General features: G+C 39.8%; 23 protein-coding genes and 1 pseudogene. 19 read left to right on the top strand and 5 right to left on the bottom strand.

The features are described from left to right. Positions 1 to 14: 14 nt before the first annotated feature. From cyoE to H538_RS22825, 6 genes are all read left to right on the top strand, one after another. Positions 15 to 950, top strand: a complete 936-nt coding sequence (gene cyoE, locus H538_RS0101215) for a heme o synthase (protein ID WP_026676003.1) — start codon at positions 15 to 17, stop codon at positions 948 to 950. A gap of 184 nt (positions 951 to 1,134) precedes the next feature. Next, positions 1,135 to 2,157 (top strand): cytochrome c oxidase subunit II, encoded by a 1,023-nt coding sequence (gene coxB, locus H538_RS0101210; RefSeq protein WP_026676002.1) that lies wholly within the window; start codon positions 1,135 to 1,137, stop codon positions 2,155 to 2,157. A gap of 27 nt (positions 2,158 to 2,184) precedes the next feature. After that, entirely contained in the window at positions 2,185 to 4,032 is a 1,848-nt protein-coding gene (ctaD, locus tag H538_RS0101205; RefSeq protein WP_026676001.1) for a cytochrome c oxidase subunit I, read from the top strand. Then, the gene (locus H538_RS0101200) at positions 4,032 to 4,652 is read left to right on the top strand and encodes a cytochrome c oxidase subunit 3 (protein ID WP_026676000.1); all 621 of its coding nucleotides are present in this window, start codon (positions 4,032 to 4,034) and stop codon (positions 4,650 to 4,652) included. Before ctaD ends, H538_RS0101200 begins: the two co-directional genes overlap by 1 nt. Before the next feature lie 2 nt (positions 4,653 to 4,654). Next, positions 4,655 to 4,990 (top strand): cytochrome C oxidase subunit IV family protein, encoded by a 336-nt coding sequence (locus H538_RS0101195; RefSeq protein WP_026675999.1) that lies wholly within the window; start codon positions 4,655 to 4,657, stop codon positions 4,988 to 4,990. 82 nt (positions 4,991 to 5,072) lie between these two features. Next, positions 5,073 to 5,921, top strand: coding sequence for a cytochrome c oxidase assembly protein (locus H538_RS22825; RefSeq protein WP_051291181.1), 849 nt, complete (start codon positions 5,073 to 5,075; stop codon positions 5,919 to 5,921). 74 nt (positions 5,922 to 5,995) lie between these two features. Here H538_RS22825 and H538_RS0101185 read toward each other — a convergent pair whose 3' ends face one another. Beyond that, positions 5,996 to 6,343 carry a YugN family protein gene (locus tag H538_RS0101185; protein WP_026675998.1) on the bottom strand — a complete coding sequence of 116 codons (348 nt, stop codon included), beginning with the start codon at positions 6,341 to 6,343 and terminating at the stop codon, positions 5,996 to 5,998. A 175-nt stretch (positions 6,344 to 6,518) separates the two neighbouring features. On the opposite strand from H538_RS0101185, the gene H538_RS0101180 reads away from it, so the two are divergent. Together H538_RS0101180 and H538_RS0101175 are read left to right on the top strand one after the other, a co-directional pair. Next, positions 6,519 to 6,953 (top strand): CBS domain-containing protein, encoded by a 435-nt coding sequence (locus tag H538_RS0101180; RefSeq protein ID WP_026675997.1) that lies wholly within the window; start codon positions 6,519 to 6,521, stop codon positions 6,951 to 6,953. A 129-nt stretch (positions 6,954 to 7,082) separates the two neighbouring features. Continuing rightward, a complete protein-coding gene (locus tag H538_RS0101175) occupies positions 7,083 to 8,108 on the top strand; it encodes a CAP domain-containing protein (protein ID WP_026675996.1) in 1,026 nt (341 codons plus the stop codon). Positions 8,109 to 8,119: 11 nt separating this feature from the next. Here the strand turns inward: H538_RS0101175 and H538_RS0101170 are convergent, their stop codons facing one another. Beyond that, positions 8,120 to 8,611 (bottom strand): PaaI family thioesterase, encoded by a 492-nt coding sequence (locus H538_RS0101170; RefSeq protein WP_035349860.1) that lies wholly within the window; start codon positions 8,609 to 8,611, stop codon positions 8,120 to 8,122. A gap of 148 nt (positions 8,612 to 8,759) precedes the next feature. Here H538_RS0101170 and ylbD point away from each other — a divergent pair, with 148 nt between their 5' ends. From ylbD to H538_RS0101145, 5 genes are all read left to right on the top strand, one after another. After that, on the top strand, positions 8,760 to 9,197 hold the full coding sequence (gene ylbD / locus H538_RS0101165) for a spore coat protein YlbD (RefSeq protein ID WP_026675994.1): 438 nt from the start codon (positions 8,760 to 8,762) through the stop codon (positions 9,195 to 9,197). A gap of 14 nt (positions 9,198 to 9,211) precedes the next feature. Continuing rightward, positions 9,212 to 9,451: a YlbE-like family protein gene (locus H538_RS0101160; RefSeq protein ID WP_026675993.1), complete on the top strand. Its 240-nt coding sequence runs from the start codon at positions 9,212 to 9,214 to the stop codon at positions 9,449 to 9,451. Between the two features lie 150 nt (positions 9,452 to 9,601). Continuing rightward, on the top strand, positions 9,602 to 9,991 hold the full coding sequence (locus tag H538_RS24940) for a hypothetical protein (protein WP_051291178.1): 390 nt from the start codon (positions 9,602 to 9,604) through the stop codon (positions 9,989 to 9,991). Positions 9,992 to 10,077: 86 nt separating this feature from the next. Next, positions 10,078 to 10,518 carry a YlbF/YmcA family competence regulator gene (locus H538_RS0101150; RefSeq protein WP_026675992.1) on the top strand — a complete coding sequence of 147 codons (441 nt, stop codon included), beginning with the start codon at positions 10,078 to 10,080 and terminating at the stop codon, positions 10,516 to 10,518. Positions 10,519 to 10,607: 89 nt separating this feature from the next. After that, positions 10,608 to 10,883, top strand: coding sequence for a YlbG family protein (locus H538_RS0101145; protein WP_026675991.1), 276 nt, complete (start codon positions 10,608 to 10,610; stop codon positions 10,881 to 10,883). Between the two features lie 19 nt (positions 10,884 to 10,902). Here the strand turns inward: H538_RS0101145 and H538_RS0101140 are convergent, their stop codons facing one another. Beyond that, the gene (locus tag H538_RS0101140) at positions 10,903 to 11,280 is read right to left on the bottom strand and encodes a DUF7147 family protein (protein ID WP_026675990.1); all 378 of its coding nucleotides are present in this window, start codon (positions 11,278 to 11,280) and stop codon (positions 10,903 to 10,905) included. A gap of 305 nt (positions 11,281 to 11,585) precedes the next feature. On the opposite strand from H538_RS0101140, the pseudogene rsmD reads away from it, so the two are divergent. Next, positions 11,586 to 12,158 (top strand): annotated as a pseudogene (rsmD, locus tag H538_RS0101130) (16S rRNA (guanine(966)-N(2))-methyltransferase RsmD); the annotation flags it as partial. 6 nt (positions 12,159 to 12,164) lie between these two features. Next, positions 12,165 to 12,653 carry a pantetheine-phosphate adenylyltransferase gene (gene coaD, locus H538_RS0101125; protein ID WP_026675988.1) on the top strand — a complete coding sequence of 163 codons (489 nt, stop codon included), beginning with the start codon at positions 12,165 to 12,167 and terminating at the stop codon, positions 12,651 to 12,653. Positions 12,654 to 12,656: 3 nt separating this feature from the next. Here coaD and ylbJ read toward each other — a convergent pair whose 3' ends face one another. Further along, on the bottom strand, positions 12,657 to 13,865 hold the full coding sequence (ylbJ, locus tag H538_RS0101120) for a sporulation integral membrane protein YlbJ (RefSeq protein WP_026675987.1): 1,209 nt from the start codon (positions 13,863 to 13,865) through the stop codon (positions 12,657 to 12,659). A gap of 117 nt (positions 13,866 to 13,982) precedes the next feature. Here ylbJ and H538_RS0101115 point away from each other — a divergent pair, with 117 nt between their 5' ends. Both H538_RS0101115 and H538_RS0101110 read left to right on the top strand, forming a co-directional pair. Next, positions 13,983 to 14,783 (top strand): patatin-like phospholipase family protein, encoded by an 801-nt coding sequence (locus H538_RS0101115; RefSeq protein WP_026675986.1) that lies wholly within the window; start codon positions 13,983 to 13,985, stop codon positions 14,781 to 14,783. Further along, a complete protein-coding gene (locus tag H538_RS0101110) occupies positions 14,767 to 15,816 on the top strand; it encodes a SepM family pheromone-processing serine protease (RefSeq protein WP_081412533.1) in 1,050 nt (349 codons plus the stop codon). The genes H538_RS0101115 and H538_RS0101110 overlap by 17 nt, the downstream gene beginning before the upstream one ends. A gap of 27 nt (positions 15,817 to 15,843) precedes the next feature. Here H538_RS0101110 and H538_RS0101105 read toward each other — a convergent pair whose 3' ends face one another. Next, the gene (locus tag H538_RS0101105; RefSeq protein ID WP_026675984.1) at positions 15,844 to 17,031 is read right to left on the bottom strand and encodes a nucleotidyltransferase; all 1,188 of its coding nucleotides are present in this window, start codon (positions 17,029 to 17,031) and stop codon (positions 15,844 to 15,846) included. A gap of 150 nt (positions 17,032 to 17,181) precedes the next feature. Between H538_RS0101105 and H538_RS0101100 the strand changes: the two genes are divergently transcribed. Together H538_RS0101100 and rpmF are read left to right on the top strand one after the other, a co-directional pair. Beyond that, a complete protein-coding gene (locus tag H538_RS0101100) occupies positions 17,182 to 17,700 on the top strand; it encodes a YceD family protein (protein WP_026675983.1) in 519 nt (172 codons plus the stop codon). A 59-nt stretch (positions 17,701 to 17,759) separates the two neighbouring features. Next, complete coding sequence (gene rpmF, locus H538_RS0101095; RefSeq protein WP_026675982.1) at positions 17,760 to 17,933, top strand: 50S ribosomal protein L32; 174 nt, start codon at positions 17,760 to 17,762, stop codon at positions 17,931 to 17,933. Positions 17,934 to 18,027: the final 94 nt, after the last annotated feature.

The following is an 18,027-nucleotide window of genomic DNA, read 5'->3' as shown; positions in this document are numbered from 1 at the left end:
AGGGGGTGTTAACGATGAGCAAAACAGAGACGACGTATGAAGCAGCGAATACAGTCGTGGAACATGCCTCGTTATCAGAAAGTAAGCCTACGGGGACGTGGAAGGACTTTTTTACGGTTGCAAAAATGGGGATTGTTAATTCAAACCTCATTACTGTCTTTGCCGGTGCATTTATTGCCATTCGATATAATGAATTGTTGTTTTTAGATAATATATGGAAATTAATTTTGGCCATTGTCGGATCTGGACTCGTAATGGCCGGTGGATGCAGTTTGAACAACTTCATTGATCGCGATATTGATCATCTGATGGAACGGACGATGTCAAGGCCGACCGTCACTGGAAGAGTAAGTTCCCGGCAAGCCTTATGGTTCGGAATTATTTGTTCAGCTTTAGGAACCGTGCTTCTTGCTCTGACAAGCTTAACCGCTGCGGTATTTGGCTTAATTGGTCTATTTGTTTATGTCGTTGTTTATACGATGTGGCTAAAGCGTACACACTCTATCAATACGGTAGTCGGTGGCATTTCCGGGGCCGTCCCTCCACTAATCGGATGGGCCGCAATCGATCCGGTAGTTGACATGCAAGCATGGATCTTGTTTTTAATCATGTTTCTCTGGCAGCCTCCGCACTTCCTGGCACTTGCAATGAAACGCTGTGAAGAATATCGCAAAGCGGGAATTCCTATGCTGCCGGTTGTCGCGGGATTTAAAATGACCAAACGACAAATCAACTGGTATGTTGCAGCATTGATTCCTGTATCTTTATATCTCTATTCGTTCGGAACAGTCTATATTATCATTGCTTCACTGTTAGGGATTGGTTGGCTCGCTCTCGGTTTAATAGGAATGAAAACAAAGGACGACATTAAATGGGCTAGAATGATGTTCGTCTACTCATTGAATTATTTGACGATCCTATTTGTCGTTATGATTCTTGTCAATATATAATTTTTTATACAATCCGAAAGTGGTCACTTTCGGATTGTATAAAACCCTTTGTTTTTTTACATAAAGGTCTTTAATGGATTTGCTATTTACTGATTCATGATAAAGAAGTCTTATTCTTTGTCAGATAAGTCAGTTTATAGATACTGTAGAGAACTACAACGAGAAAGTGGGGTTTTATGAAGTGATGAAAAAATGGCTGCAAAAAGGACGGCTTGTTCCTCTGTTTGCCATGATGGCGTTTATGCTGATGGGGTGTGGAGACCCGACAATATCAACGCTTAATCCGCAAGGGCAGGTCGCGAAAGACCAGTACTCATTAATGGTTTTAAGTATCGCCATAATGACGCTTGTTCTGGTAGTTGTATTTCTAATTTATATTATCGCATTATTCCGATTTAGAGCGAAAAAAGGCGATGATTCCATTCCTAAACAAGTGGAAGGCAATCATCTTGCTGAAATCACGTGGACGGTTATCCCTATTATTTTGCTTATAATTCTTGCCGTCCCGGGAGTGTATGGCACGTTTAAAGCAAGTGCAGGGGATAAGGCTCCGAAAAATCAAATTGATTTAAAAGTGACAGCACATCAATTCTGGTGGGAGTTCGAATATCCAAAAGAAGGTGTCGTGACTTCACAAGAACTGGTACTTCCGAAAAATACGAAAGTGCATGTGGAATTATCTTCTCAAGATGTTTTACATTCTTTCTGGATTCCTTCATTAGCGGGTAAAACGGACACGAACCCCGGTGATGGAACGAAAACATACACCTGGCTTGAAACTGGCAAAACAGAACGAGTTTACAAAGGTAAGTGCGCCGAGCTATGCGGGGCTTCCCATGCATTAATGGACTTTAAAGTAAAAGTCGTCTCTGAAAGCGAGTACAAAGACTGGTTAACGAATATGAAGAGTGCAACGGCCAAATCTACAGCTGATACAGCAGCCGGGCAAAAAGTCTTTAAGCAAAACTGCATGTCTTGCCATGCCGTTGGAAAAGATGGCGGAAACACCGCGCCAAACTTAACCGGATTCGGTGACAAAGAACGAATTGCTGGAATTCTTGACCATAATAAAGAAAATTTAAAGAAATGGATTCACGATCCGCAAAAAGTGAAACCGGGCAACAATATGCCGAAATTTGGCGGCAAGTTAAGCGATGAAGATATTGACGCTGTTGCTGACTATTTAATGAGTCTGAAGCTGAAGTAATCGTGCTTTAAAAAGGAGGGTAAACCTGTGTCTACTATTGCAAGTCACAAAAAAAGAAGTGGGCTGATGGACTGGCTTACGACTGTTGATCATAAAAAAATTGGTATTATGTACCTGCTTGGTGGTCTTTTCTTCTTTTTAATCGGTGGAATAGAAGCTCTTTTCATGCGTCTTCAGCTGATTAAACCAGAAAATGATATGTTTGTCGGCGAAACATTTAACCAGTTGTTGACGATGCACGGTACAACAATGATTTTCTTTGCGGCAATGCCGATTTTGATCGGATTTATGAACTGTATCGTTCCGTTGCAAATTGGTGCGCGTGACGTTGCGTTTCCGTTTTTAAATGCTTTAGGTTTTTGGATGTTTTTATTTGGCGGCATTATGCTTAACTGCGGCTGGTTTTTAGGCGGTGCGGCTGATGCTGGTTGGACGGCTTATGCTCCATTATCAACGACAAGTGCCGGACATGGAGTCGATTTTTATATTTTAGGTTTGCAAATTTCAGGTGCCGGAACATTAATGGGTGGGATTAACTTCCTCGTTACAATCATTAATATGCGTGCTCCTGGAATGACATTTATGCGCATGCCATTGTTTACCTGGACATCATTTGTTGCTTCACTATTAATTTTGTTTGCATTCCCGCCGCTTACAATCGGCTTGTTTCAATTAATGTTTGAACGTGTGTTTGATGCAAACTTCTTTAATGCCGATAATGGCGGTAACGCGATTATTTGGGAACACATTTTCTGGATTTTCGGACACCCCGAAGTGTATATTTTGATCTTGCCAGTATTCGGAATTATTTCTGAAGTAGTTTCAACATTTGCGAAAAAACGCTTATTTGGCTATAGCTCCATGGTTTTTGCAACCGTTTTAATCGGATTCCTTGCCTTCATGGTTTGGGTTCACCATATGTTTACCGTAGGGCTCGGAGCTGTGCCGAACTCCATCTTTGCCGTTGCTACGATGGCAATTGCCGTTCCGACGGGGATTAAAATCTTCAATTGGCTATTTACGATGTGGGGCGGCAAAATGAAATTTACAGTTGCCAATGTTTGGGCACTATCCTTTATCCCGACGTTCGTTATGGGTGGGGTAACAGGTGTTATGCTGGCAATCCCTGCAGCAGACTATCAATACCATGATTCATATTTTGTCGTTGCTCACTTCCACTATGTCATTGTCGGTGGAGTAGTTTTAGGAGTATTTTCTGGACTATACTACTGGTATCCAAAAATTTTCAACCGTAAATTAAATGAAAAATTAGGATTCTTGAATTTCTGGTTATTCTTTATTGGTTTCCATTTAACATTCTTCCCGCAACATTTCTTAGGATTATTGGGTATGCCACGTCGTGTATTTACATACTTGACAGGACAACATTGGGACACGATGAACTTTATAAGTACAATTGGCGCACTCATGATGGGACTTGGTGTTATTGTTCTTGCGGTTAATATGTTAATTTCGATTTCGTCTAAGTACAAAGTAACATCTGGAGATCCTTGGGACGGAAGAACATTAGAGTGGGCAATTCCAACTCCTACTCCGGAATATAACTTTGCACAAACGCCGCTCGTTCGCGGTCTTGATCCCCTCTGGGTGGAAAAATCTGCAGGTAATAAAGAAATGACTCCTGCTGAACCAGTTGGAGATATTCATATGCCAAACGGTTCAATCTTGCCGTTAATTATGAGCATCGGTTTCTTTATTGCTGGTTTTGGATTTATTTATCATCATTGGCTCGTTGCAGGAGTAGGTATTGGTATTGGCTTAATTTGTATGCTTCTACGTTCCGTTATCGATGACCACGGATTCCATATTCATAAAGAAGAAGTGGAAGCCGATTTAAGGGGGGTTAAAGCGTAATGAATCTGAGCGAACGTTTTACAGATACAAACATTCCGGAACATCCCGAGAAGGCAACCCTCGAAGGTAAAAATAAGTTTGTTGGCTTTTGGCTCTTCCTTGGAGGAGAAACGGTACTTTTTGCCACATTATTTGGAACGTATTTAGGGCTTCGGCATATGCACGGAACCGGGCCGACTGCAAAGGAATTATTTCAGCTGCCAACGGTATTCCTTGCAACGATGATCCTTTTAACAAGTTCTTTAACAAGTGTCTATGCCATTTTGGCAATGAAACAAAATAAAATCCGTGCCATGCAAGGCTGGTTTTTCATTACGTTGCTGCTCGGCCTCGCTTTCCTTGGATTGGAAATTTATGAGTTCAATGAATATGTGCATGAAGGGCATACTTTTACTAAAAGTGCTTTCAGTTCTTCATTTTACACGCTAGTCGGTTTTCATGGAGGACACGTATTATTTGGCTGTTTATGGCTCATTTCGCTTTTAGTGCGAAACTGGTCAAGAGGCCTTAACCTTTATAATGCGCCTAAGTACTACTTGTTTGCTTTATACTGGCACTTTGTAGACGTAGTATGGGTATTCATTTTCACCGTTGTTTATCTTATGGGGAAGGTGGGTTAAGAGTGGCTGAACACCATCATACAGAGGTTAGCAAGACTGAATTATTACAGCGCAAACTTGAGATCAAACAAGAAAGAAAGCAACATACGATTTCATTTGTTATGATGATTCTTTTGACGATTATCGCATTCTACGCAATTTGGAGCGATAAAGTCCCAAATACGTTTGCTGTTTTGTTCATTCTCGTCCTTGCGATTGTGCAAGTATTTTTCCAACTATATATTTGGATGCACTTAAGTCATAAAGGGCATGAGTTTCCAATTTTAGGCATTGCCACTGGAATACTTTGTGCTGCTGTAACCGTCGCTGGAATTGCGGCAATGATTTGGACGACTTAAATTTTAAAATGGCTGCGACAATTGCAGCCATTTTTTCCTATTGAACAAATCTACTTTCCATTCAGGAAGGAGTTAAAATAGAATGCATCATCATGGACTTTACCACCATTTAAGCGATTATGGATTTGTTGCTCTTTATGGACCGGATATTCTTTTATTAGCCATTGTTTTAGCTGTTGTATACTTTAAATATTTCGTGCCCAAAGGTGTAAAAACATCTCAGAAAGTATTATTTATCTTGGCTTTAATTTTCATGTATATCGCTGAAGGAAGCCCATTAAGCGTTCTAGGTCACCACTTTTCCTTTACGGCTCACATGGCGCAAATGGCGATTATGTACCTTGTTTTTCCGCCACTTATTATCCTTAGTTTACCGGTGTCGTTTTATAAAACAATATTAGAAAAAGAGAATGGATTCACCCGGTTTTTTCGGGCAGCGACGAAACCGCTTATCGCACTGGTTAGCTTTGTGATGCTATTTTCGTTCTATCATATTCCGGGCATTTTTGATTTTGTAATGGCGAATATGCCATTAATGACGCTCTATCATATGGTTTTGCTTCTTGCTTCGTTTATAACATGGTGGCCAGCATTATGTCCGGTAGAGGAATATGATGATATGTCAGGGATTAAACGGATTGCTTACATCTTTGGAAGCGGGCTCTTGTTAACGCCAGCGTGTGCGTTAATTATGTTTGCCAATCGGGTCCTGTTTACGACATATATGGATGCACCAAGAGTATTTTTTGGTATGTCGCCATTAGAGGATCAAATTGCCGGCGGGGTCGTCATGAAAATTATGCAAGAATTTGTTTATGCGGTTATTCTTGGCGTTATATTCTTTAGATGGGTAAGGCGTCAGAAAGAAAGGGATGAAGAAGAAACGGCAAGAATTGAAGCGAGCATCCTTGCATTTCAAAACAAACATTAAATCGAGCGATATTTTTCGCTCTTGCTTTTTCGGAAAAGAAAATCCCCCTTTTCACTCCGGAAAAGGGGGATGCTTTATTCAAGGTCCTCTTTAACTGCGTTTAAAATTTTTCTGCAACGGTCAACAATTGCTTTCGGAAATTCTTCATCATACTCCACACCGTGAGGATAATAGTGCTTGCCTAAATAAGGTGTCAAGATCTCAACTTTCGCATGCGGCTGTTCCGTAACGCCTTCAATCACCCGGCACGGAACACGTAAGTAATAAACATCGCCATTTGTCATGTCTTCGAATTTATAATCGTATGTAATTCGCTCATAATCCCATTGGCCAGCTCGGATGATTGCATGCTTATGCATAATATGTTCGAGAAAGGAAAATTGAAAAACTTTCCCGGTCAAACCAGTGTCTTCGAATTTCATGTTGAAACCTCCTACAATTTCGTATGTATCCTTATTTATTAATGATAGTAGAAATGAGTAAAATAAGCAATCTTTGTCACCATTTATTCTGTAATTTCTGTTTAATGATCTATTGAATAATATGCGTAATATTAGCGGAAACTAATTTAGAAATCATGAAAAGGAGGACATAAACTTGCAAAAATTAAGCGACATTATGACTAAAAATGTAAATGTGTGCTCACCACAAGATAACGTATACGAAGCTGCGCTAAAAATGAAAGAAGACAATGTAGGTGTAATCCCGATTTGCGATAATGAGCAGCTGTTAGGCGTTATTACTGACCGTGACATTGTCATTCGCGCTGTAGCAGATAAAAAGCCAGGCTCTACAAAAGTGACTGACATTATGAGCAATGAGAAGTTGGTTAAAGCGGGTCCTGATATGACCGTTGAAGAAGCGGCATCTTTAATGTCAAAACACCAAATTCGGCGCTTGCCTGTTGTGGAAAACAACAAATTAGTAGGGATCGTTTCATTAGGGGATATCGCTGTTCGAAAAGAATCAGATTCTAAAGCAGGTTATGCATTAAGCGAGATTTCGGAACAACATGGACAAATTCAGCAATAAAGCGCCTATTGAAGGTGCTTTATTGTTTTATGTTGAAATATATATTAGTACTAAGGGGTTGGATCTTTTTGCTTACAAGTTCCTTTACGTTTACAATGGATATTAAGTTGGTTGAAGGGAGCTGTTCATTTGAAAAAAATTATCGTTGCCATTATTGTTCTTATTTTAGCTTTATTTTGGTTATTGGACATCAATATATTTCCTTCGACTGAAAAAAGCATTATTAAGCACGAACAAGTGAAGCCTGAAATCAATAATCCGCCCTTAAAAGTTCCGGCTTCGAGCGTGGCAAAATTAATTGGCCAATCGAAAGATGAGTTAATTAAAAAGCTCGGAGATCCCGTGCGAATTGATCCTTCTTCTTATGGATACGATTGGTACATATATTCTCAAAATCCAAATACATATATGCAAGTAGGCGTAAAAGATGAAAAGGTCATTACGATCTATGCGATTGGCAAAAAACTACCGATAAAGCCATTTGCGATTGGGGAACCATCAACTAAAATTTTGCATCATATTTCTGTAACAAGCGATGTAACAGTTAAGGACAATGATAATTTTTACCGGTTTGAGCTTTCCGAAGAAGAAATGAATGTACGGCCACTTGTAAAAGTGGGGAATATTTGGATTCAATTATATATAGATAAATTTACCCAGCGGCTTTCCAGCATTCGTTTCATGACGAAAGATGTTTTGTTAATGCAGCGGCCTTATTCCATTGTGTATCGTGGGGAACTCATGAATCCACCGGAGTATTCCGATGAGGAAGAACGATTAATTGAACAGGCAGAGGAAAAGCAAATATTAGATGTCACAAATGTTATTCGTTTAAGACATCATTTAAAACCGGTCGTCTGGCATGAAAAAGCGGCGGAAGTCGCTTTTTCCCATAGTAAAGAGATGGTGGAAAAAAATTATTTCTCCCACGTTTCTCCTACTGAAGGTGATCTTGCGAATCGATTCAACAAAGCCCATATTAAGTATACAGAGGCTGCAGAAAATATAGCGGCAAATTATACCGATGGACCTGCGGCGGTTGAAGGATGGCTAAATAGTGAAGGACATCGAAAGGCGCTTTTAAATAAAAATTATACTCATTTAGGTGTTGGCGTATATAAGAAAGACTATACCCAGAATTTCCTTACTCCATAAAAAGGAGAACGTTATTCGTTCTCCTTTTTATGTATGACGAAAAACGTTCCTGTCGCAAGAGCAACAAGCTGGCCTTCATCACCAAACACTTTTCCTTCCGTTACAATCATTTGTTTGCCGCGATGAAGAACTTTTGCTTTACATGTCAGCTTAGAGCCCGTTCCAGGTGAAGTAAAGTTGATTTTCATTTCTGATGTAACCGCTGCTTGATGGAGTTCAAGATGTCGATTGGCTGCCGTTCCCATTGCCGTATCGAGTAAGGTTGCAGTTAAGCCTCCGTGTACAATGCCGAGGCTATTGGCAAGTAGTGGAGTAATGGGAACGCTTATTTCTATCGAATCATCATCCATTATTTGAGTAGTCATGTCCATTAATCTGGAAATATAAGTGGAGGACGTGGATTCGCGTTTTTGAATCAAACTGTCCAACATAATCGACAAAATTTCTCTTTCCTCATTAGAAGCATTTGCTAAAAAGTATTCAATGTCTTTTTGTAGAGCCATCATGGATTCCTTCCTTAATTTTGGTTTGAATTTATTTTATCCATAGCCGTAAATCATTTGCAAATAAAAAATAGGCGCACCTTTTACTAGGCGCTAATGTATCATGTATTAGGTGCATGTAGCTTTAATGGCAGCTAGGGGTGATGAAATGAAAAAAGATATTGAGGAGTTTAGACAATTTGTTCTACAACATCCTAAGCTGATACATGAAGTCCGGGCAAAAAAACGGACATGGAAGGAAGTGTATCAGGACTGGATTGTCCTGGGGGATAAACATGAAAGCTGGAACCAATACAGAGCTTCTAGAAAAAAGAAAACCGTTCAAAATGAGAAGGAGGCAGTTAACAAAAAAATAGACGTGCAACAGGAAAACGATAGTAAAGATAAAAAAGGAAAAACACTTGGCGATTTTTTTTCAATAATCCGTGAGGTAAATATTAGCGACCTGCAGCAACACATCGGGCAAATAAGCGGGGCGATAGAAGAAATCCAACGTTTATTGTCTTATTTCCAATCCAATCAACCGGCATCTAATGAGCGGCAAACTGAAACACATAGCGGAAGTCACCCATTTCATAAAGATTAGAGGATGAGGCGGTAATGAGGAGAGAAATTATTGAATATTTAAGTACCCGTCCGGATTTAAAATATTTTATGAGGGAACAGCCAAATTGGTATCGAGAGTTGACCCGTAACCCTGCGTCCATTGAGAAACTTGAAGAAGATGCGAAAGTATTTTTTGGCAGAACTTTTGGCCAACGGATTGACCGTTTTCATCAACAGGTGAAAGGCCTGTCCCTTTTATTAGATTTTATTGGAATGATGGGGGAAAACGGCTAAAACCTATAGGATTCTATAGGTTTCTACTTTGGATAAAAAAAGGACATGCTGCAAAAAATAAACCATAAGTTAAATAATTTCGAAAGAGCAGTTTACTAAATTTTAATTATGTTAACTAAATGCATCTGCTCTTTAAGGTGGTTTATTTTGATGAAAAACATCATTCTTGCACTATTCACTGTGTTAAGTATAACAGAGTGCAATCAACAACATGATATGGTTAAAGGACAAGAAGTGGCAATTGTACACAAACAGATCAAATGGACGGTAAATTATTCAGTGAAAGGAAATAAAGTATATGTCGATTGCTTTATACCCGGGTTTTCCTTTATTGGAAGTAATCCGAACGATCCCGATTATGAAGATGGACATATTGCTGTAAAAGTAGATGGAAAGTTCAAACAAAACGTATACCAATCCGCTTTTGTACTGGAAGAATTGCCGAAAGGTGTTCACGTATTGACATTGGAATTAAAAAGAAAAAATGGATCTTCATACGGGGTCTCTAAAGAGTTGCAAATTCTTATCAAAACACCTTGATCGATATGGTCAAGGTGTATTGCCTTTTATCATTGTACATAATTCGCTATAATAGAAAGTATACAATTAAGGCAGGGGGTGATTGGATGATAGGAACAATTACGAATACTGAACTTTTAGATGAATCCTATCTTCTTGGCAAAATGATAGCCGAATCCGAGTTAGCTGCCCGATATCGAATGTGTAAATTTGAATTAGAGCAAGATAAGCGTGCTCAAAAACTTATTCGCCAATTTACCGACATGAAGGAACGGTATGAGGAAGTTCAACGATTTGGGAAATACCATCCTGATTATAAACAGGTGTCAACTGATATACGGGTTTTAAAAAGAGAGCTTGATTTCCACGAGACGATTGCCAATTTTAAAAAAGCGGAAAAAGAGCTTGAAACGTTATTAATCGAATGCAGCATGCTGATAGCAGGCAGTGTTTCTAAACATATTAAAGTCCCAACGGGCAACCCGTTTTTTGATTCAAGAAGTTGCAGCGGTGGGTGTGGTTCTGGCGGTAGTTGTGGATGTCAATAAAAGGGCCTTTGTGAAAAGGTCTCTTTCCTATTGTACCAATGAAAGGTTCATGCTAGACTTAACTTAACATTTTAAAAGGAGCACGACCTATGATTGGAAATCGTTTAGGGCTATCGGTTTATTTATATTCGCTTAAGTTCTCGAAGCAACTCAGACGTTATGGAAATGTTCATTACATATCAAAACGTTTAAAATATGCCGTTATTTATTGTGATGGTTCAAAAATCAATGAAATTGTTGAGAAATTGGAATCATTGCATTTTGTAAAAGAGGTAAAGCGCTCGTTTAAACATGAATTGAAAACAGTGTATGAAAGTAAAATTCCTGATAAAGCTAAAGAATATGATTATAAAATGGGGATATAGCTAAGCGCTATATCCCTTATTACGTAAGTGGAGGAATTAAATAATTTAACCGTAAAATCCCAATAAGATAATGGTAGAAAAGCTCTTTTTCCTGGAACTCGCTAGACGGCTTAACTTCAAAAGCGATAATTTCTTTTTGAAGCTCTTTTGCAAGAATTTCGAACAATTCATACCTTTTTGATGGCAAAGGAATGCCCTCGCGACACATGTATAAAGGTTGGAATTCGCCTTCTTCAGTAGGTGCGAGGACAACGACAAGCGACGTTTTTACTTTGCCGCCGATAGTTGTTTGCAGGCTGAGCAAATGTTTTAATCGATGTTGATTGTTTCTAGCAATTTCAATTAATTCATATAAGTCCGAATATCCTTCCCCAAGTTCGATAAATCGTTGAATCATATAATTGCTCCTTTCTACTCAAAATGTAACATAAAAAGAGCAGAAAAAAAATCCCCGCAAAACTCTTTGCGGGGTGCCTTTACTTATAAGTGAATTACCGTTTCACTTAAATCTTCAAAGGCGATGGGAGAGGAGAAACCGGAGGAAGAACTTATGGGGAAAAGTAAGTCTTCTCCGCGGTTGGCAACAACATCGGTAATCGATGTTGTTAAATCTAGTATGACCAGAGCGGGACAATATATACTAAAGAATAGAAAATTATTCTTTAATTGTGTTAGGATTAATGGGGAAAATTACATAAAGGTGAGGACGAAATGAGAGTTATATCTGGAGAATGCAAAGGCAGGGCGCTCAGGGCGGTACCCGGCCAGTCGACCCGTCCGACTACGGATAAAATAAAAGAATCGATGTTTAACATCATTGGACCTTATTTTAATGGGGGGATTGGCTTAGACTTATACGGCGGAAGTGGGGGACTTGGAATCGAGGCTTTGAGCCGCGGGATGGATCTGTTTATTTTTGTCGATAAAGATATAAAAGCAATCGAAACGATAAGAAAAAACATCGATCAATGCAATTATTCATCAAAAGCTGAAGTCTATCGAAATGATTCCCAGAGGGCGTTGAAAGCACTTAAAAAGCGTGCTATTCAGTTTGACATTGTGTTTTTGGATCCCCCCTATGCGAAACAAAGAATAGAAAAAGATATAGAGACGCTTGATCAGTTTGAATTGCTGACGAAAGACGCTCAAATTATAGCCGAACATGACGGTTCGATCGTTCTTCCTGAAAAAATTGGCCGTCTCTATAAAGTTAAATCCGAACTTTTTGGCAAGACAACGGCAATCTCATTTTATAAATTCGATGCGGGCAGGTGATACGATTTGAAAAAAATAGCGGTATGTTCAGGCAGTTTTGACCCGGTTACGCTTGGCCATCTTGATATTATTGCACGCGGGGCGAAAATTTTTGATGAAATTATTATTGTCATTGCGACAAACTCAAGTAAAAAGCCTCTTTTTTCGGTTGAAGAAAGGATTCAATTGCTCGTAGAATCAACAAAAGAATTGCCGAATGTTCGAGTGGACTCATTTAGCGGACTTTTAATCGATTATGTTCAAAAGGTGGGGGCAAATGTCATACTCCGTGGACTTCGAGCCGTTTCTGATTTTGAGTATGAAATGCAGATTGCTTCGATTAATAAGAAGTTAAATGAAGACATTGAAACATTTTTTATGATGACAAATAATCAATATTCCTTTCTAAGTTCAAGTATTGTAAAAGAAGCTGCAAAATATGGCGCTAACGTGTCAGATCTTGTTCCTGAACCGGTAGAAATCGCGTTAAAAGAAAAATTTTCAAGCCTTCGTTAAAAATTAACGAAGGCTTGATTGGTTTGATTTTCGCACCGACCAGATGAAGATGGAGGCAATAAGGGCAATTAACGTGAAATAGGATCCATAATGAAGAATGAATTCTCGCAGTTGTCCTGTAGAGTGATGAAGATAACCCATGACTTCAAGAGTCGTTTCCTTTTTTGGCTTGTACAGTGGATGAAAAATGAACGCGGTTAAAATTGCGGCAAAAAGTCCATGCATAATTCTAGCAAAGAAAAATGGCTTAAACCGTATTTTGGTTGGAGCCAGAATGCTGGCTACTTGAGCATGCCCGGAAAAGCCGCCGAAACCTAAAATGAAACTAGTGATAATACATTGTTGAAAGATGGGCGCATGGGCTTCGCTTGCAAGATAACTTCCTGTTGTCATCTCAAAGATTCCCGAAATAAACGGTAAACTTAAGGTTGTTGAAATGGAAAGACTACTGAGCATGTTTTTAATAAAATAAGCCAATAGTTCTGTAATATGTAACAAGTTTAAAATTCTTGTAAGAACAGAAAACAAAACGATAAAGCCGCCGATCATAAGAAGGGTTTTTGTTGATGATTGGATGGCATCGCCAAGAAGTTGGCCAATCGGTCGCCCGTCTTTAATTCGTGTTTCATGCATTTGACGAAAGGCGCTTTTTGGTGATATAGAGAGCGGTTTCTTTTTTTGTACAGTCAATTCATGACGGGCGCCATGAAATCTCATAATAATTCCAACGAAAAAATTACCGACATAATGGCTAATTGCAAAAATAATGCCTAACGACGCTTGATTAAAAAAGCCTGCGGCAACGGTGGCAAAGAGGAATAAAGGGTTAGAGCCGTTGGTAAAAGAGGCAAGCCTTTCTCCTTCAATTGCAGTAATTTGTTTTTCTTGCCATAATCGTGCAGAAAGTTTAGCCCCGGCCGGGAATCCGGAGGTTAACCCCATTGCCCAGACGAAACCGCCGGCACCAGGCACACGGAAAAGCGGTCTCATGAATGGCTCAAATAAAACACTAATAAATTGGACAAAGCCAAATCCGATCAACAACTCTGACATGACGAAAAACGGCAAAAGCGAGGGGAAAACATCCTTCCACCAAATTTTCAAACCGACCCGTGCCGCTTCTAAAGACTCGGATGGAAAAATCATTAGCGATAAAGCAAGAAACCCGGCAGAGAGCGTCAATAAGAGTGTCTTTAAAAAAGATAAATTCACGAATTATTTCCCCCAATACTACTAACCATGTCCTATCTTTATATTTATACGTATAGAGGTGCCATTTAGACCATATGTTAAAAAATAGATATCGGGATTAGAACGGAGGAATTTTTAATGGAGCGGCCGATCATTGGTTTAGCGCTTGGTTCTGGAGGGGCGCGGGGATTCGCTCATATTGGCGTGATTAAAGCGGTACGAGAGGCGGGAATACCGATTGATCTAATCGCCGGAAGCAGCATGGGGGCACTGATAGGCGCGATGGTCGGTCTCGGGCATACGAATGAGAGCCTCATTAAATTGGCATCTTTATTTAAAAGAAAGTATTATATGGATTATACGATACCGAAAATGGGCTTTATTTCCGGCAAGAAGATTAAGGAGCTTATACGATTATTAACACATAATAAAAACATTGAAGACTCCCTCATTCCGCTGGCGATCGTGGCCACCGATTTATTAAAAGGAGAAAAGGTCGTTTTTACGAAAGGGTCAATGGCAGATGCGGTAAGGGCCAGCATTTCCATCCCGGGGATATTCGTACCGGAGAAAATTAATAATCGTCTGCTTGTTGATGGAGGTGTCATCGAAAAAGTACCGGTTGAAGTTGTAAAAGAAATGGGAGCGGATATCGTCATTGCCGTTGACATCTCCCAATTCAGGGCCGAGCCTGTCATTACATCTATATTTGATGTGATCAGTCAAAGCATTGACATTATGCAGCGCGAAATCGGGCGAAGACATGAAATCGCGTCTGACATTATGATTCGTCCGCCTGTTGAACAGTATAGTTCAACGACGTATAAAAATGTCAATGAAATCATTGAGCTGGGTGAAAAAGCGGGCAAGGAAAAAATCAAAGCCATCGTTAAGAAAATAGAAGAATGGAAGGAGAACAAGAATGGGCACGACACATAATACGAAGAAAACGGGTTGGTTCTCGAAAGCGTTGCCGATTTTATTGATCGTTATCGCTATCATTATCGCTTTTTACCCATTACCCTATTACATAACGGCACCAGGAAGTGCGGAAGAATTGGCTCCAATCATTCATGTGAAAGGAGGAGATCATGAGGCCGGAAGCTTTATGCTGACAACGGTTCGAATCGGAAAAGCAAACATTCCTCAATATGTGTTGGCGAAAATGAGTGACTATAAAGAAATATTGCCGGCAAAAGACATTCGCCTTCCTGAAGAAACCGATGAAGAATACAACCAAAGGCAGCTGCAAATGATGTCAGATTCCCAACATGCTGCAACGATTGTAGCGTATCGGAAAGCGCATAAGAAAGTCGATATCATTGAAAAAGGAGTATATGTTAATGGCGTAATTGAAGGTATGCCGGCTAGCGGCAAAATCCAACCTGGCGATAAAATCGTTAAGGTGGATGGAAAGCAAATTAAAAGAACGGAAGACCTTTTGGCGATTCTTGGGAAAAAGAAAGCAGGAGACAACGTTACGATACGTTTAGAACGTGCCGGGAAATCTTTGACGAAGACGGTAGAAGTCGCTAATTTTCCAAAAAAAAATCAACAAAAAGGGGCTCATAAAGCCGGTATTGGTATCGAATATCCCGTCACCAACATTGATGTCAAAACCAATCCTCCCCTTCAAATCAAAACAAGTGAAATTGGCGGTCCTTCAGCGGGATTGATGTTTACGCTTGAAATTTACAATCAGCTGACAGAAGGTGATTTAACAAAAGGGCACCGGATTGCCGGGACCGGTACGATGAACATTAAAGAACAGGTCGGTCCAATTGGCGGAATCCAGCAAAAAGTAGTTGCCGCAAATGAAGCAAAAGCTGAAATCTTTTTTGCGCCGGTGGCCGGGAACAATTATAACGATGCCGTAAAAGCGGCAAAGGATATTAAAACGAAAATGAAAATCGTCCCGGTTCGGACATTAACGGACGCATTAAATTACTTAAAAAAATTAAAACAAGCATAACGAAACTCGCCATTAGGGCGAGTTTCGTTATGCTTGTATTGGGGGGCCATACTCATTAGTAACGATTGGAGAAGGGTGCACTAGAGCATAAATCGAAGAAGCCTTTTTCTCTAATTCAAGCATTGGATGGTCAAATTTTGAGATTGAAGTGACAAGAGGAAGTACTAGCTTCTTTTTGACCCGGTGCAAATAAGCTTGTCCTGTTTTGCTCATTCCGAGAATCCGGATATACGGAGGCTTTCCTGCTAATAAGGGCTTTATTTCTTGTTTTTTCACATTGTTGAGAAGGTGTAAGCAAAGCCGCTGCAGCCTTGTCCATGTGTATCGCTTCGTCTTAAAAGAATGCATGAACGATTGGAAATTCTCCGCGTCTTTCATGACGTTCTTCAATCGATACTCGAGTCCTTCTTCCATTTCGTATATTTGTTTTAGCTCCTCAGGTGAACTCGACAACACCCGATACTGTAGAAAAGGGAAAAAAGCTTCCCAATTCAGCAAACGATCAGCGCTTTTTAAAATTGTATAAGTACCTGACGGCACAAAGTCACGAAGTTCATCAATAGCCGCAGCTTGTGAAAATATCATGTTGCGGATGCCGGTTGCGCTAGCAATTTGCCCTTTCGTAACATCGAGATCATGATAGCCTGCACCCATTCGCTTAATCGTTTCCGCTTTCATGTGATAACTTTCTTCTACAATTGTCTTAACGTATTCAAATCCTAAAATATTATTAGGTTTTGTTAAGTCTAACAAGCTCTCTCCGCTTGAGATCGTTTCAAATGCCAATGACGCCGCTTTTGGATAGGAGTAGCCTTTTGCCGCAAAAGATTTAATTGCTTGTTCATATGTATCTTTATGGTCAGAAAGGAATTCAATTGTTTGATAAAAAAGATCGATGTTGCCGGCTTCGCTTCCGAAACAAACAGCATCCGCCCTTAGTGCATGCAATAAACTGATGCTGCCTTTTGCAAAAAGCGGAGCATGTGCGGTTGCAAATGGGTAAGGGAGCTCAACAACCAAATCGGCTCCGCCCATAAGTGCGCATTTCGCACGTTCCCATTTTGAAAGAAGGGCAGGTTCGCCGCGCTGCAAAAAATTCCCGCTCATGACGGCGATCATGCAATCGGCATTGGTTTGATTTTTGGCTTGTTGCAGATGATAATAATGTCCATTATGGAAAGGATTATATTCAACAACAATCCCGCATGCTTTCATTTTTGGACAGCTCCTTTTTCAAACAAATCGGATAAGAAAACACTACAGCGCTTTTCTTATATTGTAACCGATCATAGTGTGTAAAGATATCATATTGACAATTTAGTTTTTGATCGATATAATTACTACTGTTGCCTTGAGGTGAAAAAAATGAAATGGTCACTACAGGAATTGAGAAGTTTTTATCGGAAACCGCTAACTTTTGATGAACATGTTGACTTTTCGGAATTAATGAAGCGAGATAAAGAAATTCGCCGGATTTCTCCTGTTCATGTGAAAGGACATGCAGATATTACGCAGCAAAAAGCAACATTCTACATAACCGTTGAAGGTGAAATGATTTTGCCATGTTCAACGACTCTGGTTGATGTAGAATTCCCATTTTCGATAAAAACAACAGAAATTTTTTTATTAGATCCGGGCTTCCCGATCTCTTCTGAAGAAGAAAACCTTCATAAAGTAGAAGGGAACGTTATAGACCTGAATCCGTACATTGAGGAGCATATTTTGCTCGCAAAGCCGATTAAGGTTACGTCCAAATGTGAGGGTGCAAGTCAGGCCCCGCATTCTGGAGAAGGGTGGCAAGTCGTCACTGAAGAAGACCGTAAAAACAAAATTGACCCGAGGCTTGCTGACCTTGCAAAATTTTTTGAGCGTGACAACAAGTAAGATGGTAGGACAACAGAACTCTGTTTCCGAGTAGAACCTTTTTAAGGAGGTGGATCAACATGGCAGTACCTTTTCGCAGAACTTCCCAAACTCGCCAGGCAAAGCGTCGTACTCACTACAAGCTTGCTATGCCAGGAATGGTAAAATGTCCACAATGTGGAGAATACAAACTTTCTCACCGTGTTTGCCGTGAATGCGGTTTTTACAAAGGAAAAGAAGTAGTAAGCAAATAATAAAAACAGGAGGCATAAGGCCTCCTGTTTTTATTATTTAAAAGGAATTTCCCCTCCCGATCAAGAAAAATACAATATGAACGACTACTTGAGG

Source organism: Fictibacillus gelatini DSM 15865 (genome assembly GCF_000430745.1).
GTDB lineage: Bacteria > Bacillota > Bacilli > Bacillales > Fictibacillaceae > Fictibacillus_A > Fictibacillus_A gelatini.
This window is presented reverse-complemented; position numbering and strand designations above follow the sequence as displayed.